24 protein-coding genes are annotated in these 13,317 nt (G+C 71.1%); all 24 read right to left on the bottom strand.

Annotated features, from left to right (window positions below; translation table 11 throughout):
- Positions 1-6: 6 nt before the first annotated feature.
- The 24 genes from LXN00_RS00760 to LXN00_RS00645 all read right to left on the bottom strand — a co-directional run bounded on the left by LXN00_RS00760 (position 7) and on the right by LXN00_RS00645 (position 13,246).
- A complete protein-coding gene (locus tag LXN00_RS00760; RefSeq protein WP_234503282.1) occupies positions 7-279 on the bottom strand; it encodes a hypothetical protein in 273 nt (90 codons plus the stop codon).
- Positions 258-1,445: a phage minor head protein gene (locus tag LXN00_RS12600; RefSeq protein ID WP_326491115.1), complete on the bottom strand. Its 1,188-nt coding sequence runs from the start codon at positions 1,443-1,445 to the stop codon at positions 258-260. The genes LXN00_RS00760 and LXN00_RS12600 overlap by 22 nt, the downstream gene beginning before the upstream one ends.
- Entirely contained in the window at positions 1,429-2,928 is a 1,500-nt protein-coding gene (locus LXN00_RS00750) for a phage portal protein family protein (protein ID WP_234503280.1), read from the bottom strand. The genes LXN00_RS12600 and LXN00_RS00750 overlap by 17 nt, the downstream gene beginning before the upstream one ends.
- On the bottom strand, positions 2,928-4,211 hold the full coding sequence (locus tag LXN00_RS00745; RefSeq protein WP_234503278.1) for a terminase large subunit domain-containing protein: 1,284 nt from the start codon (positions 4,209-4,211) through the stop codon (positions 2,928-2,930). The genes LXN00_RS00750 and LXN00_RS00745 overlap by 1 nt, the downstream gene beginning before the upstream one ends.
- Entirely contained in the window at positions 4,201-4,734 is a 534-nt protein-coding gene (locus LXN00_RS00740; protein WP_052155158.1) for a phage protein Gp27 family protein, read from the bottom strand. Before LXN00_RS00740 ends, LXN00_RS00745 begins: the two co-directional genes overlap by 11 nt.
- Positions 4,731-4,913, bottom strand: coding sequence for a hypothetical protein (locus LXN00_RS00735; protein ID WP_071677781.1), 183 nt, complete (start codon positions 4,911-4,913; stop codon positions 4,731-4,733). The genes LXN00_RS00740 and LXN00_RS00735 overlap by 4 nt, the downstream gene beginning before the upstream one ends.
- Positions 4,914-4,915: 2 nt before the next feature.
- On the bottom strand, positions 4,916-5,245 hold the full coding sequence (locus tag LXN00_RS00730; RefSeq protein ID WP_126170215.1) for a hypothetical protein: 330 nt from the start codon (positions 5,243-5,245) through the stop codon (positions 4,916-4,918).
- 10 nt (positions 5,246-5,255) lie between these two features.
- On the bottom strand, positions 5,256-5,504 hold the full coding sequence (locus LXN00_RS00725; RefSeq protein WP_126201468.1) for a hypothetical protein: 249 nt from the start codon (positions 5,502-5,504) through the stop codon (positions 5,256-5,258).
- A gap of 60 nt (positions 5,505-5,564) precedes the next feature.
- Positions 5,565-6,011: a hypothetical protein gene (locus LXN00_RS00720; RefSeq protein ID WP_234503266.1), complete on the bottom strand. Its 447-nt coding sequence runs from the start codon at positions 6,009-6,011 to the stop codon at positions 5,565-5,567.
- Positions 6,004-6,804 (bottom strand): helix-turn-helix domain-containing protein, encoded by an 801-nt coding sequence (locus LXN00_RS00715; protein ID WP_234503263.1) that lies wholly within the window; start codon positions 6,802-6,804, stop codon positions 6,004-6,006. Before LXN00_RS00715 ends, LXN00_RS00720 begins: the two co-directional genes overlap by 8 nt.
- Complete coding sequence (locus LXN00_RS00710; protein WP_126204410.1) at positions 6,801-7,061, bottom strand: hypothetical protein; 261 nt, start codon at positions 7,059-7,061, stop codon at positions 6,801-6,803. The genes LXN00_RS00715 and LXN00_RS00710 overlap by 4 nt, the downstream gene beginning before the upstream one ends.
- Positions 7,061-7,300: a hypothetical protein gene (locus LXN00_RS00705; RefSeq protein ID WP_234503261.1), complete on the bottom strand. Its 240-nt coding sequence runs from the start codon at positions 7,298-7,300 to the stop codon at positions 7,061-7,063. The genes LXN00_RS00710 and LXN00_RS00705 overlap by 1 nt, the downstream gene beginning before the upstream one ends.
- Complete coding sequence (locus LXN00_RS00700) at positions 7,297-7,488, bottom strand: hypothetical protein (RefSeq protein ID WP_234503257.1); 192 nt, start codon at positions 7,486-7,488, stop codon at positions 7,297-7,299. Before LXN00_RS00700 ends, LXN00_RS00705 begins: the two co-directional genes overlap by 4 nt.
- Positions 7,461-7,676 carry a hypothetical protein gene (locus tag LXN00_RS00695; RefSeq protein ID WP_039456887.1) on the bottom strand — a complete coding sequence of 72 codons (216 nt, stop codon included), beginning with the start codon at positions 7,674-7,676 and terminating at the stop codon, positions 7,461-7,463. Before LXN00_RS00695 ends, LXN00_RS00700 begins: the two co-directional genes overlap by 28 nt.
- A complete protein-coding gene (locus tag LXN00_RS00690) occupies positions 7,660-8,043 on the bottom strand; it encodes a hypothetical protein (RefSeq protein ID WP_039456885.1) in 384 nt (127 codons plus the stop codon). The genes LXN00_RS00695 and LXN00_RS00690 overlap by 17 nt, the downstream gene beginning before the upstream one ends.
- Positions 8,040-8,420: a helix-turn-helix domain-containing protein gene (locus LXN00_RS00685; RefSeq protein WP_234503255.1), complete on the bottom strand. Its 381-nt coding sequence runs from the start codon at positions 8,418-8,420 to the stop codon at positions 8,040-8,042. The genes LXN00_RS00690 and LXN00_RS00685 overlap by 4 nt, the downstream gene beginning before the upstream one ends.
- Positions 8,421-8,808: 388 nt before the next feature.
- Positions 8,809-9,093: a hypothetical protein gene (locus tag LXN00_RS00680; protein WP_126170797.1), complete on the bottom strand. Its 285-nt coding sequence runs from the start codon at positions 9,091-9,093 to the stop codon at positions 8,809-8,811.
- The gene (locus tag LXN00_RS00675) at positions 9,090-9,371 is read right to left on the bottom strand and encodes a hypothetical protein (protein WP_039456873.1); all 282 of its coding nucleotides are present in this window, start codon (positions 9,369-9,371) and stop codon (positions 9,090-9,092) included. The genes LXN00_RS00680 and LXN00_RS00675 overlap by 4 nt, the downstream gene beginning before the upstream one ends.
- Positions 9,361-9,546: a hypothetical protein gene (locus LXN00_RS00670; RefSeq protein ID WP_039456870.1), complete on the bottom strand. Its 186-nt coding sequence runs from the start codon at positions 9,544-9,546 to the stop codon at positions 9,361-9,363. Before LXN00_RS00670 ends, LXN00_RS00675 begins: the two co-directional genes overlap by 11 nt.
- The gene (locus LXN00_RS00665) at positions 9,546-9,971 is read right to left on the bottom strand and encodes a hypothetical protein (RefSeq protein ID WP_234503252.1); all 426 of its coding nucleotides are present in this window, start codon (positions 9,969-9,971) and stop codon (positions 9,546-9,548) included. The genes LXN00_RS00670 and LXN00_RS00665 overlap by 1 nt, the downstream gene beginning before the upstream one ends.
- Positions 9,958-10,293: a hypothetical protein gene (locus tag LXN00_RS00660; protein WP_234503250.1), complete on the bottom strand. Its 336-nt coding sequence runs from the start codon at positions 10,291-10,293 to the stop codon at positions 9,958-9,960. The genes LXN00_RS00665 and LXN00_RS00660 overlap by 14 nt, the downstream gene beginning before the upstream one ends.
- A complete protein-coding gene (locus tag LXN00_RS00655) occupies positions 10,290-11,084 on the bottom strand; it encodes an AAA family ATPase (protein ID WP_071677771.1) in 795 nt (264 codons plus the stop codon). The genes LXN00_RS00660 and LXN00_RS00655 overlap by 4 nt, the downstream gene beginning before the upstream one ends.
- A gap of 10 nt (positions 11,085-11,094) precedes the next feature.
- On the bottom strand, positions 11,095-13,044 hold the full coding sequence (locus LXN00_RS00650) for a DDE-type integrase/transposase/recombinase (protein ID WP_234503248.1): 1,950 nt from the start codon (positions 13,042-13,044) through the stop codon (positions 11,095-11,097).
- Positions 13,022-13,246, bottom strand: a complete 225-nt coding sequence (locus LXN00_RS00645; protein WP_267962501.1) for a helix-turn-helix domain-containing protein — start codon at positions 13,244-13,246, stop codon at positions 13,022-13,024. The genes LXN00_RS00650 and LXN00_RS00645 overlap by 23 nt, the downstream gene beginning before the upstream one ends.
- Between the last annotated feature and the right edge of the window lie 71 nt (positions 13,247-13,317).

Below are 13,317 nucleotides of genomic sequence, written 5' to 3'. Positions count from 1 at the left end.
CCATCCCTAGCCCGTAAGACTCAGCAGGGCCTCCAGGGTCTCGGGCACGCGGATGCCATGAGCCGAGAGGCGCTCCCGCTCGGCCAGGATTTCCCGCGCCAAGGCTAGGGCGGGCTCAGGGTCATCCTGATAAGCCCGCCTCAGGTAGCGCTTCAGGCAGGGGAACTCCTCTATGAGGGCCAGGACCTCATCGGGGTTGTAGTCCTCGGGATTGCCCAGAAAATCCTTGAGCTCCGACCACGACCAGGAGGCCAGCTCTAAGGGGGTAAATTCAACCAAGCGGGTTTCCTGAGCCATTTCACCTCGTTCCAGGGTATGTCCAGCTTGGAGAGGTCTTCCTCGGCGTATCCCGTGACCAAAGTTCCGCTCCAAAACGAGTATACCACGAACCAATACCCGCTGAGCGTGGGGCCGCGCAGGGGCTCGGGCACGGCCCACTCCACAGGGAGGAGCGCCGCCAAAACGGGCCCTGGGGCCCGCCGGTAGGCCATGAGCGCCGCTTCGGGGGAAAGAGGAGCGTGCTGGCAGATCCGCTCGTAGTCCTCGGCGGTGGCGTCTCCAGCCAGTTGCCCGTCGGCAATCCGCTTGAGCCTGTGGACCTCCAAGGAGCTCCCCCAAGTGATACCCAAGCGTTCCCGTTCCTCTTCGGGCACCTTCCGGGTCCAGCGGTTGAAGGGAGCCCGGCCCATTGCCCCGGCCGCCCAAAGCCAGTCGCGGGGCTCGGGCTCCGCCTGCCCCTCGGCTATGGCCCGCAAGCGGGCCAGCGCCTCAGGATGCGCCTGGGGCAAGGCGGTCACGTAGGCCCGCCACAGGGCGGGGTCGTAGTCCCTAGGGTCCGGGCTCCACTCCTCCTGGCCCGGGGGCCGGCCGAAGCCCGCCTGGGGCTCGTGCTCCGGCGCCTCCTTCCAGGCCCGGCGTTCCCCCTCCTCGCGGGTGTAGGTCACCAGGGCGGTGCGGCAGTTGTGGTGGAGGGGCGGGATATGGTTGCGCCAGAAGGGGTGGTCGGCGGGCAGGACCACCCCCGCCAGGGGGCGGCAGACGCCGGAGGTCCGCCCGTCCAGGACCACGGAGAGGCCCCAGTAGGGCCTGAGGGCCTTGGTCTCCTCCGCTTGCCGGTGCCGCCCCGCCCCATAGGCGAGCTGCAGGTTGGTGCGGAAGACGGTGTCCAGGCGGTGCCGGGTTCCCTCCCCCCAGGCGCCCCTCACCCGCTCGGAGAGGCGCTGGCGGAAGTCCTCAAAGGGCAGGCCCTTGGCCAGGGCCTCCTCCAGGGCGTCCTTCGCCTCCTGCACCATGTCCAAGGCGGCGAGGCCCGCCACCCAGAAGGCCCGCCTCCGGGCCTCCTCCCGCAGGGCCCGAAAGGCGGGGTCCGGCAGGGAGAGGCGGCGCCGGAACCAGGCGATGGCCTCGTCCGGGTTCAGGGGGTTGGGCTCAACCGTCCAGGCCACTGTCTTGGCGCTGGGCGAGGCGGCCCGCCAGCTCGGCGAGGGTCAGGGCGGCGTCCAAGAGCTCCGCCAGTTCGGCGAAGGGGATGTTGGGGAAGAGGGCGAGGAGGCGGCGGCGGAGGTCCTCGTAGTCCGCCGCCTCCTCAATCGCCTTCAGGAGCTGCGGGAGGCCAGGCATGGGCGCCTCCCGCAGGAGGCGGTCCCCCAGGGCGTCCACGAAGGCCTGGCCGGCCACCAGCCCCCTTCGCTTCCTCTCCTGGGGGGCCAGAACCGGGGCCTGCGGCTCGGGGGCGGGGACGCCGAACTCTTCCCTGAGCCATGCCTCCGGGATGGAAAGCCCCATCTGCAGGAGGGTCTGGAGGACGCGGGCCCGGGCCTCGAGGTCCTTCTCCTCCTCCACCTCGGGGACCACGTGGGGGGCCAGGTCCAGGTACTCGGGGCCGAAGTTGAAGGCCACGAAGGGCTTCAGGAGGCCCTCCCGCAGGGTCCGGGCCAGGGCCCGGGCGTCTGCCTTGAGGAGATCGATACGAACCCGCTCGTGGACCTTGGCCAGGGCGTAGCTCCCCCCTTCCCCCTCCGAGGAGGTGAGGGTCTGGCCCAGGACCGCCTGGGTCATCTCCCGATTGGCCAGGCGGATGAGGCGCTCGTAAACGTCGGGGCCCTGGCCCTTGGCGGCCTCCACGATCTCTATCTCGGTGTCCTTGGAGATGACCCCGGCGGCGTCCGCCCCCAGGCTCCTCACCGCCTCCTCCAGACGGCGGCGCTCCTCCTCCCCGGCGGCGGGGTCGTACTTGCCGATGCGGTAGGGCTGCCCGTACACCTCGGCGAAGACCACCCAGTCCTTGAGGGCGAAGTGCTTGAAGAGATAGAGCCAGGCCAGGCTCCGCATGAGCCCGGCCCGCGTGGGCAACCCCGAACGGGCCCGGTAGCGGTGCTCTATGGCCCCGCCGTAGGGGAAGGCCTCCTCCCGGCCGGGGCCCAACACCAGGTAGAAGCGGTCTTCGGGCTCGCGGTAGGCCAGGAGGCCGGGATGGACCCAGCGGAAGGCCTTGGGGCGCCACAGGAGGCCGTCCCACTCCCAGGCCACCGCCACCACGCTCACCCCCTGGGGGATGGCGGAGAGGAGGTCGGTCATCAGGTCCTCCAGGGGCAGGCCCCACCAGACCTCCTCCACCGCCCGCAGGATGCGCCGGGCGTCCCGGCCCTCCTCGGCGGGCTCCAGGCGCCAGTCCAGGCCCACCACCGCCAGCTTGCGCGTCTGCAGGAGGGAGAAGAGGAGGGCGTCCCGCTCCTCCATCTCCTCAAAGAGCTCGGCCTGCGCGCTGAGGTCGCCCGCGTCCGCCTCCCGCAGGATGCGGGCCAGGCGCTCGGGGGTGAGGCCCCGGGCGGGGTACACCCGGAAGGGGGCCTCCAGGGCCAGAGCGCCGCGGGCGGCGGGCGGGGGCTCCTTGGGGATGGGGTTCCCGTAAGGGTCCAGGATGGGCATCAGAAGGCTCCTTTCCAGCCGGCGAAGAGCCGCCGGGCCACGCTCCGGTACTCCACGGGGCCCCTACGGGTCTCGGCGGCGTGGAGGGCGAGGGCCAGGGCCCAGAAGCGGTCGGCGTGCCCCCGTTCGGAGCGCTCGGCGTCGTAGCGGACGTTCCCGCTCGGGGTCACGATCCGCCGCACGCTGTGGAGGTCCTCCCGCAGGGCGCGGTCGCTCGGGATGCGCACCCGGCGGTCCTCAAAGAAGAGCCGGAGGCGCTGCGCCAGGTCGGCCTTCACCTCGAGGGTGAACTTCACCGGCTCCACCTTGTAGCCGAAGGCCCGGCGGGCGTTCTCGGCCAGCATCTCCCCGAGGCCCGTGGCGTCCAGGCAGGCCCGGCGCACCCGGGGGAGGAGGGCGTGGAGGCGGGCCTCCTGCTCGGCGAAGGGGGCCCGGTGGAGGGCCTCCACGAGGCGCGCCCAGTACACGTCCCCCACCCGCTCCAGGACCACGAAGACGGTGAGGTCCCGGTGGCGGCCCACGTCCATCCCCAGGTAGGCCCGCTCGGGGTCCCACTCCCCCCGGGGGTCCTCCCTGGCCTCGGCGGCGAGGATGAGGCTCCAGGGGAGGAACGCCTCCTCCTCGGAGACGAACTCGCAGAGGTATTCCTGCTGCCAGATGAAGTCGTCGGCGAGGCCCGCCCGGAGCTCCTCCGGGTCTATGGGCAGGCCCTCGGCCACCGCGTCCAGGAGGGTGACCCGGTGCCGGCTCCAGACCTCTCCCCCCTTCTCCCAGAGCTCGTAGAACTTGCCCCGGGGGCCGTTGGGGGTGCTCATGATCCTGATCTTGAGATCGGGCCTCCGCGTGATGATGGGGAACATGGCGGCCCAGATGGCCTCGGAGTCCTGGTGGAAGGCGAACTCGTCCAGGAAGACGTTCCCGGTGTAGCCGCGGGCGGTGCGGGGGTTGGCGGGGAGGAAGACGAGCCTGGACGTGTTGGGCAAGCGGATCTCCAGCTGGGTCACCTCCTCCCCCGCCTCAAAGAAGCGGCTCTCCAGGGTCTCCGCCGCCTGCTTCAGGGCCGCGAGGTGGCGCTTGGCCTTCTCCGCGAGCTCCCGGCTCTGCCGCTCGCCGGCGGAGAGGAGGACCCAGAGGGTGCCGGGGCGCTCCACCGCGTCCAGGACCACCTCCAGCGTCCCGGCGAAGCTCTTCCCCGTCTGCCTCGCCCAGAGGCCGATCTTGAAGCGGGATTGGTCCCACACCCAGCGCCGCTGGTACGGGAGGAGGAGGCGCTCAGAGTCCATAGATGTCCCGCTTGATGGCCTCTATGACCTCGGGCTCAATCTGCCGGGCCCGGAGGCTCTCCTCCACCTTCTGGGCCGCCTCCTCCCGCAGGGAGCGGTCCAGCCTCTCCAGGCTCAGGGCCACCCGGGCGGCCTCGAGGCCGAGCCGCACCACCTTCTCCGGATCCACCTCCTCCCCGAGCTCCAGGTCCTGGAGGTAGCGGAGAGCTTTGTGCACCACGATGTTGGCCAAGGCGGCGGCGTAGGAGAGGCGCTTGCCCGTGGCCTCCTCCACCGCCTCCACCAGGCGCTCCATCTGCAGGACCTGATCCAAGGCAGGGGCCAGGTGGCGGGCGTGGCGGCGGACGCTGGAGGGACTCACCTCGTGCCCCTGGGCCCTGAGCCAGAGGGCGATCCCCTCCATGCTGTAGGGCCTGCCGTCCTCCTCCGTCTCCTCCCCCAGGAGCATGGCGTCCACCCGGTCGCGAAGGTCCTCCGGGAGGGTGCAGACCTTGCAGAGGCGGTGGCGCTTGTAGCCCTTCACGGCCGCACCCAGCCCACCAGGGCCGCCACCAGGGCCAGGGCCAGGAGTCCCCGCTCCCAGAACCGGGCCCGGCGCTCCCTCTCCAACTCCTCCCGGAGGAGGCGGAGCTCGGCGAGGATCTCCTCGTGGTGGCGGCGGAAGGCCACGGCGAGGGCGTGGATCTCCTCCCTGAGCTCCACGGCTACCTCCTGGGCAGGAGGACCCCGGGGTCCTTCAGGTTCCCCTCCACCAGGTCCATGCCCTGGGTGGTGAGGCGGACCAGGGTGAACTCCCCGTCCTCGTCCCAAACCGCCTCCACGTAGCCCTTCTGCTGCAGGTAGCGCACGGCGGCGTTCATCTCGGAGCGGGCGGGGAGGACGTGAGAGAGCTCCAGGACCCGGGCCAGGACCCCTCTCGGCATGGCGTAGGGGTCTTGGATGTTGACGGGGGCGTCCACCCCGAAGGCGTTCAGGTACAGGGCCTGGAGGATCGTGCCTCGGATCAAGCGCTGGCGGTTCGGATCCCTGAACATGGCGCTCCTTTCACGGGAAGAGCTTGTGGACGGGAAGGCCCAGGAGGCTGGCCACGATGCCGAGGAGGAGGGCCAGAACCGTCCAGAAGAGGGGGCGGCTCCAGAGGGAGGGGGGCTGGGGCTTGGGCATCATGCGGAAAAGGCGCAGGGCCCAGAGGCGCTCACGCAAGGGGCGGAGCTCCTCCTCCGGAGCCCCCATGCGGGCGAGGAGGTCCAGGGCCCCCGCCCAGAGCTCCAGCTCCAGATCGCGCTCATCCACGGCACCCCCAAAAGCTTGGCCCCCCGGAGCCTTCCGGGGGGCAGGTTTCCCACCTTAGGCCTATTCTACCCCGGGGGGTGGGGGGGTGTCTACCTCGGCCCGGCGGGCGAGGCGCACGAAGAGGTCCAAGAGGTCCAGGGGGGCGTGGGTCTGGAGCCGCCCCGCCGAGGGGTTGAAGCTCACCAGGGTCTGGGGCTTCCCCTTGCCCAGGTAGGCTTCCATGAGCTGCCGTTCCCCGTATCCCAGCCCCCGGACGAAGGCCCGGGCGTCGTGCCGCCACAGGCGCAGGTTGTGCCCCTCTATGCCGAGGGGCGGGACCGGGGGGACGTAAATGGGCAAGAAGGCCGGGGCCTCGGGGGGGCGGGCGTGGAGGTCCGCGCGGCCCCCGAACGTCCCGGGCCTGGGGTCCTGGGGGTGGACCGGGACCCAGCGGGCCTCCCCGTGTTCCACCCGCCAGAGGGCCAGGGCCACCCAGGCCGCCCGCCAGAGGTCCAGGGGTTCATGCATAGCGGCCCTCCTCCTTCAGGGTCCACCCCTGTTCCGTACGAACGACCAGCCCGGCCTCCGCCAGGCCGTTCAGCTTCCCGGCCAGGGTGGACTTGGGAATGCCCGTTCGCCGGGAGAGTTCGGAAAGGGAGAGGGCCCCTTCCGCCGAACGCAGGGCGTTCAGGACGGCCAGGCCCCGTTCGTCCAGGTCCACCTCCAGGGTGCGCTCCCTTTCCACCTGACGCTCCCGGTACCGGACGCCGGAAGGGACCGGACGAGCTCCCTCCCCTTGTTCGGCTTCCGGGACTCCCCCCTGAACGACCGCTCTAAGTTCCTGAACGGAAGGCTGAACAAGGGGGGGGCCATGTTCAGGCTTGGGCCGAACAGCGAGGGGGGTCATCCGGGACTGTTCGGCCGCTCCCTGAACACCCCTTCCCCCGGGCTGAACGGCCACCATCTCCCCCACCACCTTCCCCACCACGTAGGTCCCCACGGGGACGAAGAGGCTCATGGCCAGGGTCTCCCAGAGGGCCACCCCGGGGGCGGCCCGGTGCATGGAGAGGGCGTTGCCGAGCCACACCAGGGCCAGGGCGGCTACCGCCCCACCCCCCGCCCAGGCCGAGCCCCGAAGGAGGGAGTTGGAGAGGAGGGAGAGGAGGAAGGCGGTGAACTCCAGGCTCGCCGCCAGGCCCCAGGCGAGCCAGGGGGGGAGCCCCCCCAGGGAAAGGGCGTACCACTGGGCCAAATGTCCGGTGCTCATGGAAAGGGTGCTGAGATAGGCCAGGATCAGCAGGAAAAGCAAAAGGTTCCTCATGCTTGCCTCCTGAGCAGGCTGTGGGCCTCCAGGACCAGGAGGAGGGCCCGGCCCCGGGCCTCGTCCAGCTGGCGGAAGCGGGCCTCCAGCGCCCGGTGGCGGGCTTCCAGGGCCTCCAGGGCCCGGCTGCGCTCCTCCAGAAGCCTGAGGGCCTCGGCCAGGGTCTCCTGGGCCTGGTAGACCCGCAGGATCTCCCCGCCCGCCGCCCCCTCGAGGGCGGCTTGTGTGAGGATGGTCAGGGCATCCTTGGGCTCCATCACCCCTCCGGCTTCAAGGGCTGCCACATCCAGTAGGCCCGCCCCCTCTGCTCTCCCCACCACACCAGCCCCCCGGGCACCCGGAAGGAGGCGGAAAGCCGCCCCACCCCGGGGCAGTAGGGCCACCCCTGGGCGGTGATGCCGGAGAAGAGGGGCACCGCCTGGGTGCGGCGGGCCACCTCGCGCTCTAGGTCCGAAAGCCACGAGGAAAAGGGGCGGAAATGGTCTTCGCGCCTCATACCCACCTCCAGACCAGGGCCAGAACGACCCCCAGAAGACCGAAGAGGGAGGCCAGGAGCAGGAGGCCCACGGAGGCCCCCTCGGGGAGGGGGCCCCGCCGGGAAAGGGCCAGGTAGGCGAGGAGGAGGAGAAGCCCCACCCGGGCCGCCGCCACGTAGATCAGCGTGAGCTTGAGTAGCGCCGCCACAGGGCCTCCTCTACCGCCTCGAGGTCGTAGCCCCAGTCCAGCTCCAAAAGGTCCTCCCCCCGGAAGAGGGCCAGCGTCCAGCGCCCCTCCTCGTCCAGGAAGGCCCACACCAGAAGCCCCCCGCGCTCGCGCGGGTAGCGCGCCACCAGCCCCTCCAGGACGGCCAGGACCTCATCGCCCTCCTCCATCGGCCACCTCAAACAGGCCGGGCTGGGCCCAGCGGGGGGAGCGGTGGGCCTTCCAGTGCCGCCAGGCCAGGTCCAGACCCCGCACCGCCGCGTGCAGCTCCTCTATGCGGGAGAGGAGGCTCTGGCGGTAAGCGCGAAGCTCCTCCTCCGAGTCCGCCACCTTGTAGACCTCGTCCCCGGCGGGGGACTCGGCCACCACCACGGGGAGCACCCCGCGCTTGCGGAGCTCGGCGATGATGGCCCGGCCCCGGCGATCCCCGCCGAAGTGGCGCCCAAACTCCTCCCGCGGCACCCCCCACGCCCCCCGCATGAGCAGGAGGTCCACCGCGGCCCTAAGCTCCCCGTCCGTGATCTTGGGGACCTTCATGCCTCCTCCTCCTTCGCCAAGGCCTCGGCCAGGGCGAGGAGGGCCTCCTCGGGGGAGACCCCAAGGGCCTCCTTCCCCCCGGCCGAAGCGCGGAAGCCACCCTTTGGGTCCGTGAAAAGCTCCACCCGCAGGCCCGCCCGCTCCATGAGGCGGAGGGCGAGCCAGGCGGCCTGGGCCGCGGGCACACCCCCCTCCACCAGGCGCTCCAGGCTGGCGGCGGTGATGTAGACTTTGCGCCCCACGCGCACGGTGCGGACCCGCCCCTCCCTAATGAGGCGCTCCACGGCGGGCCGCCCCACTTCCAGCACCGCCGCCGCGGGGGCGGGGGTGAGGAGGGGGCGGTCCAGGCCCATCTCCCTAAGCCGCTCCCGGATCATACGTCCTCCCCCTTGCAGGCCCCACGACGGTCAAGTGCGGCGTGCGCCCGTACTCGGGCGGCCCCCCGTAGATCCACGTGAGCCGGAGCCGCACGGCCAGGCAGACGCAAAGCCCCACCGCTCCGTCAGGAGCCAGGGCTGGAACAGTGAGGGCCCTCTCGCACCTTTCCACCGGGCAGGGCACGAGCACCGGTCCCTTAGACCGCTCCCCCATCCTCCCCCTCCAGCCAGGCCTCCAGGATCCGCCAGGGCTCCATGACGCGAAGGGCCTCGGGCTCCGCCTTGGGCCCGTCCCAGAGGCGCAGGGGCCTCAGCCAGAACTTGAGGCNGGGGGGGGGGGGGGGGGGGGGGGGTCCCGGGGTTCGCCCGGGCCAGGCGGATCACGGCCTCAGGCCTCACGGCGCACCTCCACGAGGCGGCGCCCCAAAAGCTCGGGATCGCACCGCCAGCAGGGGATGTCGTCCAGCATCCCCCGCCCCCCGCACAGGTCGCAGGCCTGGGAGCGGGAGGCCCGCAGGGCCGCCTCCTGGGCCTCGGCCTCGTCCAGGTAGAGCTGGGCCAGGAAGGCCTGCTTGTGGCTCAGGGCCAAACGGGCCCGCTCCCGGAGCTCCGCCGGGGTGAGGCCGTGGCCCCGGATGGTGTCCAGGACGCTACGGAACGGCCGGGGCCTCATGGACAGGCCACCCCCTTCATGCGGTGCGGGTGGGAGAGGAGCTCCCTCGCCTTGGCGTCGTTCTCCGCCTGGGCGGCGGCCACCACCGCCAGGGCCCTGCGGGCCAGGCGCTCCAGCTCCCCCTGGTCCACCGCCTCCGTGTCCCGGGCCTCGTTGGCGGCCCGCACCATGTCCCGGGCCAGGTCGTAGAGGGCGTAGGCCACCCGCATGTGCCGGGGAAGCCCCTCCTCCGCCAGCTCGTCCACCAACTCCTCCAGCTTGGTCCGCTTACCCTTCACGGCGCACCTCCTCGTGCCGGGCCAGCCACTCCCGCTCGGCCTCGGCAAGGACGGCTTGGATGCCCCTTCCCGCCTCCTCCAGGGGGCGGGGGCGCGCCCCCCGGAGGGCTTCCACAAGGGCGGCCCGGACCTCCGGGTCCTCCCTGAGGAGCCGAATGAGCTCTTCCCGCGTCATCAGTTCCCTCCCCGGGGCGCCGGGGGCTTCGCCCCGAAGAGCCCCGCCGCGAGGGCCGCCTCCAGGGCCTCCGCGTGCCGGGCCACCAGCGCCCCGTAGACCGCCTTTCGCTCGTGCTCCAGGACCTCAAGCTCCGCCTGGAGCTTGTCCAGCTGGGTTAAAATCTGCTGCAGCCTCTTTCCCGCCTTCTGCCACTTCAGGTCCTGGGCGAGAAGCACCCTGGCGCGGGCCTGGCGCTCCCGCTCCGTCTTGCCGGGGGCCTCGAGGTAGGCCTGGGCCTCCCGGGCCTCCATCCACCGCTCCAGCTCCCGCCTCTCCGCCCGGAGCGCGGTCATCTGCCGCTTCACCTCCCCGATGAGCCCGGGCAGCTCCAGGATGCGCATGACCAGGCGGGCGGCCTCGAGGGTGTAATCAACCCTGTTCACGAAGGACCTCCTCAACGAGCCGAAGGGCCTCCTCCCCTTCCGGGAAGGGCTCCACCAGAACGTGCACCACCACCTGCCCGTACCAGCCGGGGAAGACACGCACTTGCGGGCGAACTTCCAAAACTCTTACACGCATGAGTGTGCCCATCACCGAAGAAGGCCGCAGGTCTTGAAGCTCCAAAAGCATCCCCTCCTGGAGCCAGAAGAGGGCCGTGGTCAGGATGACGTAGGGCTTCTCCGGCCACTTCCCTTCCTCCGCCACGTAGATGTACGTGCCCTCCGCTTTAACGGCAGGTATCTCCGGGGGCTTCTTGGACCTCACCGCGCACCCCCCGCGAGGTTCAGGCGGCTCGCCACCCGGCGCACGTGGGCCGGGGTGAAGGCGGCCTTAGTGAGGCCCCGCTCGCCGCTCCACTCCACCACCCGGTCCATCTGCCGCATGAGCCGCACGATGTCCCGGAGGATCCCCCCGGTGAGGGTGTGGACCTCGGCCAGGACCTCCGGGGAGTAGCCGGAGTCCTTGTAGATGGCCTGGGTCTCCTGGAGGGAGATGGGGCCTATGCGGGCCACGGTGCCGATGCGGCTCTCAATGTCCCGGTGGCGCCGGATCTGTCCCTCAAACTCCTCCGAGGTGATGAGGACGAAGGAGCTCCCGGTCTCGTCCGCCAGGTACTTCACCGTCTCCAGGGTTGGGCGGTCCAGGAGCTGGGCCTCGTCCACGAAGATCACCCTGGGGCTCATGAGGAGGGCGTCCCGCACCATGCTGAGGAGGACGCGGAACGTCTTGGTGCGGGTGATGCGGAGCTCCACCGCCAGGTCCTCCAGGAGGGCCGCCGGGGAGTAGCTGGGCTGGGCCCGCACCCAGGGGGCCTCGTGCTCCCGGGCCCAGTAGCGGCAGGTGAGGGTCTTCCCCACCCCCGCCGGGCCCACCACCAGGGCCAGGGGGAAGCCCTCCTGGGCCACCAGGTGGAGGTGCCCCAAGAGGGCCTTCGCCCCCTCCGTGGGGATGAACCCGTCCCGGGGGTCCTTCCAGAGCTCCGCCTCCCCCATGACGATGCCCAGGGCCTCGTCAATGAGGGCCAAGGTCTGGTCGCCGTTCGCCTTCCTTCCCATGCGCTACCTCCTATTCCTCCTCGCCCCGGGGCAGCAGGCCGCGCTCCCTGAGCCACTGCTCCCCCAGGGCGATGGGGTCCAGAACCAGGTCGTCCTCCAGCTCGGCGGCGAGCTCCTCCGCCCCGCGGGCGATCTCCTCCGGGGAAGGGGCAGGGAGCTCCTGGGCCCGGAGGGTGATGCGCTCCCGCCGGGGCAGGGGGGCGAGGCCGGAGAGGCGCTCCAGCATGTCCTCAAGCCGCATGGCGGGGGAAAGCTCCTCCACCAGGCGGCGCGCCTCCTCCTGCAGGGCGCGGATGGCCGCCCGGTCGGCCGCCCGCTTGGCGCGGGCCTCGAGGCTGTCCGCCCGCAGGGGCTCGGGGAGGAGCTCCCCGAGGACCTTGAGGGTGCCGTCCGGGTTCTTGAGGGCCACCCGGAGGGGCTGGCCCGGGAGGACCTGCACGTCCAGGAGCACCACCTTCTGCCCCTGCCAGGGCAGGAGGCTCCCGTGGCGGGGGTCCAAGTACCAGGTGCGCCCCCGGTACTGCACGGTGCCGTTCCCCCGCACCACCCGCTCCACCTGGTAGGCCGCGGCCAGGTACAGGTCCTCCAGGCGGAAGTCCGCGAGCCGGTGCCGGGGGACGAAGGCCCGGAAGAGGTCCAGACGGGTGAGGCCGTCCTCCAGGGGCTCCCGGTGCCAGGTGCCGAGGAGCCACTGGAGGGCGCGGCCCTTGTACTCCTCCTCCAGGAGGAGGCGGTCGGGGTAGGGGTCCCGCTCGGGGGGCATCCCCTCCGCCACCCAGCGCCGGGTGTTCTGGAGGAGGCGGCGGAGCTCGGAGGAGTCCCGCTCCGTGGCGTCCGAGCCCGCGTAGCCGGGGAGCAGGGCCTCAAAAGTCTGGTGGAAGGCCCCGAAGAAGCGCTCCACCTTCCCCCGGGTGTGAGAGACGTGGGGCCTGGAGTAGACGAGCTCAATCCCCAGGGTTCGGGCCCAGTGCTCCGACTTCTCTGAGCGGTAGACCTTGCCGTTGTCCCAGTAGATGCGCTCGGGCACGCCCCGGACGTCCCAGTCCGGCACGATGGCCGTCTTGTCCTGGGTCATGAGGATGAGGAGCTGGTCCGTGGGGACCTGGCTCTCCTCCCGGCTGAAGACGAGGGAGGGCACCGCCCCCGAGTAGACGTCCAGGGCCACGTGGATGCGGAGGCGGACCATGCGGTCCTCCTCGGGGAGGTAGACGAAAACGTCGCACCTGGTCATGTCCACCATGACCATCTGCATGGGGTACTCGGCCAGGACGTGCCCCGCCCAGGTGCGGGCGAACTCCCGCCTCCCCTCCTCGGAGAGGAGGGCGTAGCGGAAGGCGGGATTGTCCTCCGCCTTCCGCAGGATGCGCCGCACCGTGGCCTCGGAGAGCCGGAACAGGGTTTCGGTGGAGTAGGGCCGGTAGAGGAGGAGGCCCGGGTCGTTGGCCTCCACGATGCGCAGGATCCTCCGGGCGCTCGCCCGGGGGTGGGCGAGCTTGAGACCCACCACGAGCTTCCTCAGCTCCGCGGGCACCCGGTGAGTTCCCCGGTCCCGCCGAGGGCGCCGTGCATACAGGAGTTGCCCCGCTTCATAGCGGCGGAGGAGCCGGGCCAGGTAGTTGGGCGTGACGCCGAGCCGCTGCGCCTCCTCCTTGATGAGGTCCCACTTGAGCCCCCGGGGGAGGTCCCGGGCCTCCGCGGCGATCCGGGAGAGGTGGGCCTCGAGGGCGGGCCTAGCGGTGGGAAGAGCCCTCTCGGGAAGAGGCAAAGCCTCTACATCGGCCCCCGGGATAGGCCCCTTCCCCAAGACCAAGGCGAGCAAGTTGACGTCCACCAGGGTGCGGTAGGTACGGCCGCGCTTCTCCTTGCGGGTGGGGACCCGGTAGCGCTGGATGAGCTTCTCCACCCACCTGCGGGATACGCCAAGCGAAGCGGCGGCCTCATCCACGGGAAGCCAGGACATCGCTTTCCTCCAAGAGCAACTCCTGAACGGGCACGTCTAGGGCCTTCGCCAAACGCACCAAGGTACGCACCTCGAGGCGGGTGCGCTCCCCCTTAAGGATCTGGGACACATGTCCGGTAGAAAGGCCGCTGAGGCGGGCCAAGTCCGAGGGGCGCAGCCCCCTACTCCGCATCAGGGTTATGAGTCGGTCCCGGTTCACCATATCCGTGCCCCTTTACACGCACCTGCGAGAAGTTTACTCTGTTCTCGCATGTGCGTCAAGGGGGGGCTATG

Origin of the sequence: Thermus brockianus, from assembly GCF_021462505.1 — a bacterium.
In the GTDB taxonomy this organism is placed as follows: Bacteria; Deinococcota; Deinococci; order Deinococcales; family Thermaceae; genus Thermus; species Thermus hydrothermalis.
This window is presented reverse-complemented; position numbering and strand designations above follow the sequence as displayed.

Coding starts and splice junctions, on each gene's coding strand:
- LXN00_RS00750 (WP_234503280.1), bottom strand. CDS start 2,928: ATGCCCATCCTGGACCCTTACGGGAACCCCATCCCCAAGGAGCCCCCG.
- LXN00_RS00745 (WP_234503278.1), bottom strand. CDS start 4,211: ATGGACTCTGAGCGCCTCCTCCTCCCGTACCAGCGGCGCTGGGTGTGG.
- LXN00_RS00730 (WP_126170215.1), bottom strand. CDS start 5,245: ATGTTCAGGGATCCGAACCGCCAGCGCTTGATCCGAGGCACGATCCTC.
- LXN00_RS00720 (WP_234503266.1), bottom strand. CDS start 6,011: ATGCATGAACCCCTGGACCTCTGGCGGGCGGCCTGGGTGGCCCTGGCC.
- LXN00_RS00715 (WP_234503263.1), bottom strand. CDS start 6,804: ATGAGGAACCTTTTGCTTTTCCTGCTGATCCTGGCCTATCTCAGCACC.
- LXN00_RS00710 (WP_126204410.1), bottom strand. CDS start 7,061: ATGGAGCCCAAGGATGCCCTGACCATCCTCACACAAGCCGCCCTCGAG.
- LXN00_RS00705 (WP_234503261.1), bottom strand. CDS start 7,300: ATGAGGCGCGAAGACCATTTCCGCCCCTTTTCCTCGTGGCTTTCGGAC.
- LXN00_RS00695 (WP_039456887.1), bottom strand. CDS start 7,676: ATGGAGGAGGGCGATGAGGTCCTGGCCGTCCTGGAGGGGCTGGTGGCG.
- LXN00_RS00690 (WP_039456885.1), bottom strand. CDS start 8,043: ATGAAGGTCCCCAAGATCACGGACGGGGAGCTTAGGGCCGCGGTGGAC.
- LXN00_RS00685 (WP_234503255.1), bottom strand. CDS start 8,420: ATGATCCGGGAGCGGCTTAGGGAGATGGGCCTGGACCGCCCCCTCCTC.
- LXN00_RS00680 (WP_126170797.1), bottom strand. CDS start 9,093: ATGAGGCCCCGGCCGTTCCGTAGCGTCCTGGACACCATCCGGGGCCAC.
- LXN00_RS00670 (WP_039456870.1), bottom strand. CDS start 9,546: ATGACGCGGGAAGAGCTCATTCGGCTCCTCAGGGAGGACCCGGAGGTC.
- LXN00_RS00655 (WP_071677771.1), bottom strand. CDS start 11,084: ATGGGAAGGAAGGCGAACGGCGACCAGACCTTGGCCCTCATTGACGAG.
- LXN00_RS00650 (WP_234503248.1), bottom strand. CDS start 13,044: ATGTCCTGGCTTCCCGTGGATGAGGCCGCCGCTTCGCTTGGCGTATCC.
- LXN00_RS00645 (WP_267962501.1), bottom strand. CDS start 13,246: ATGGTGAACCGGGACCGACTCATAACCCTGATGCGGAGTAGGGGGCTG.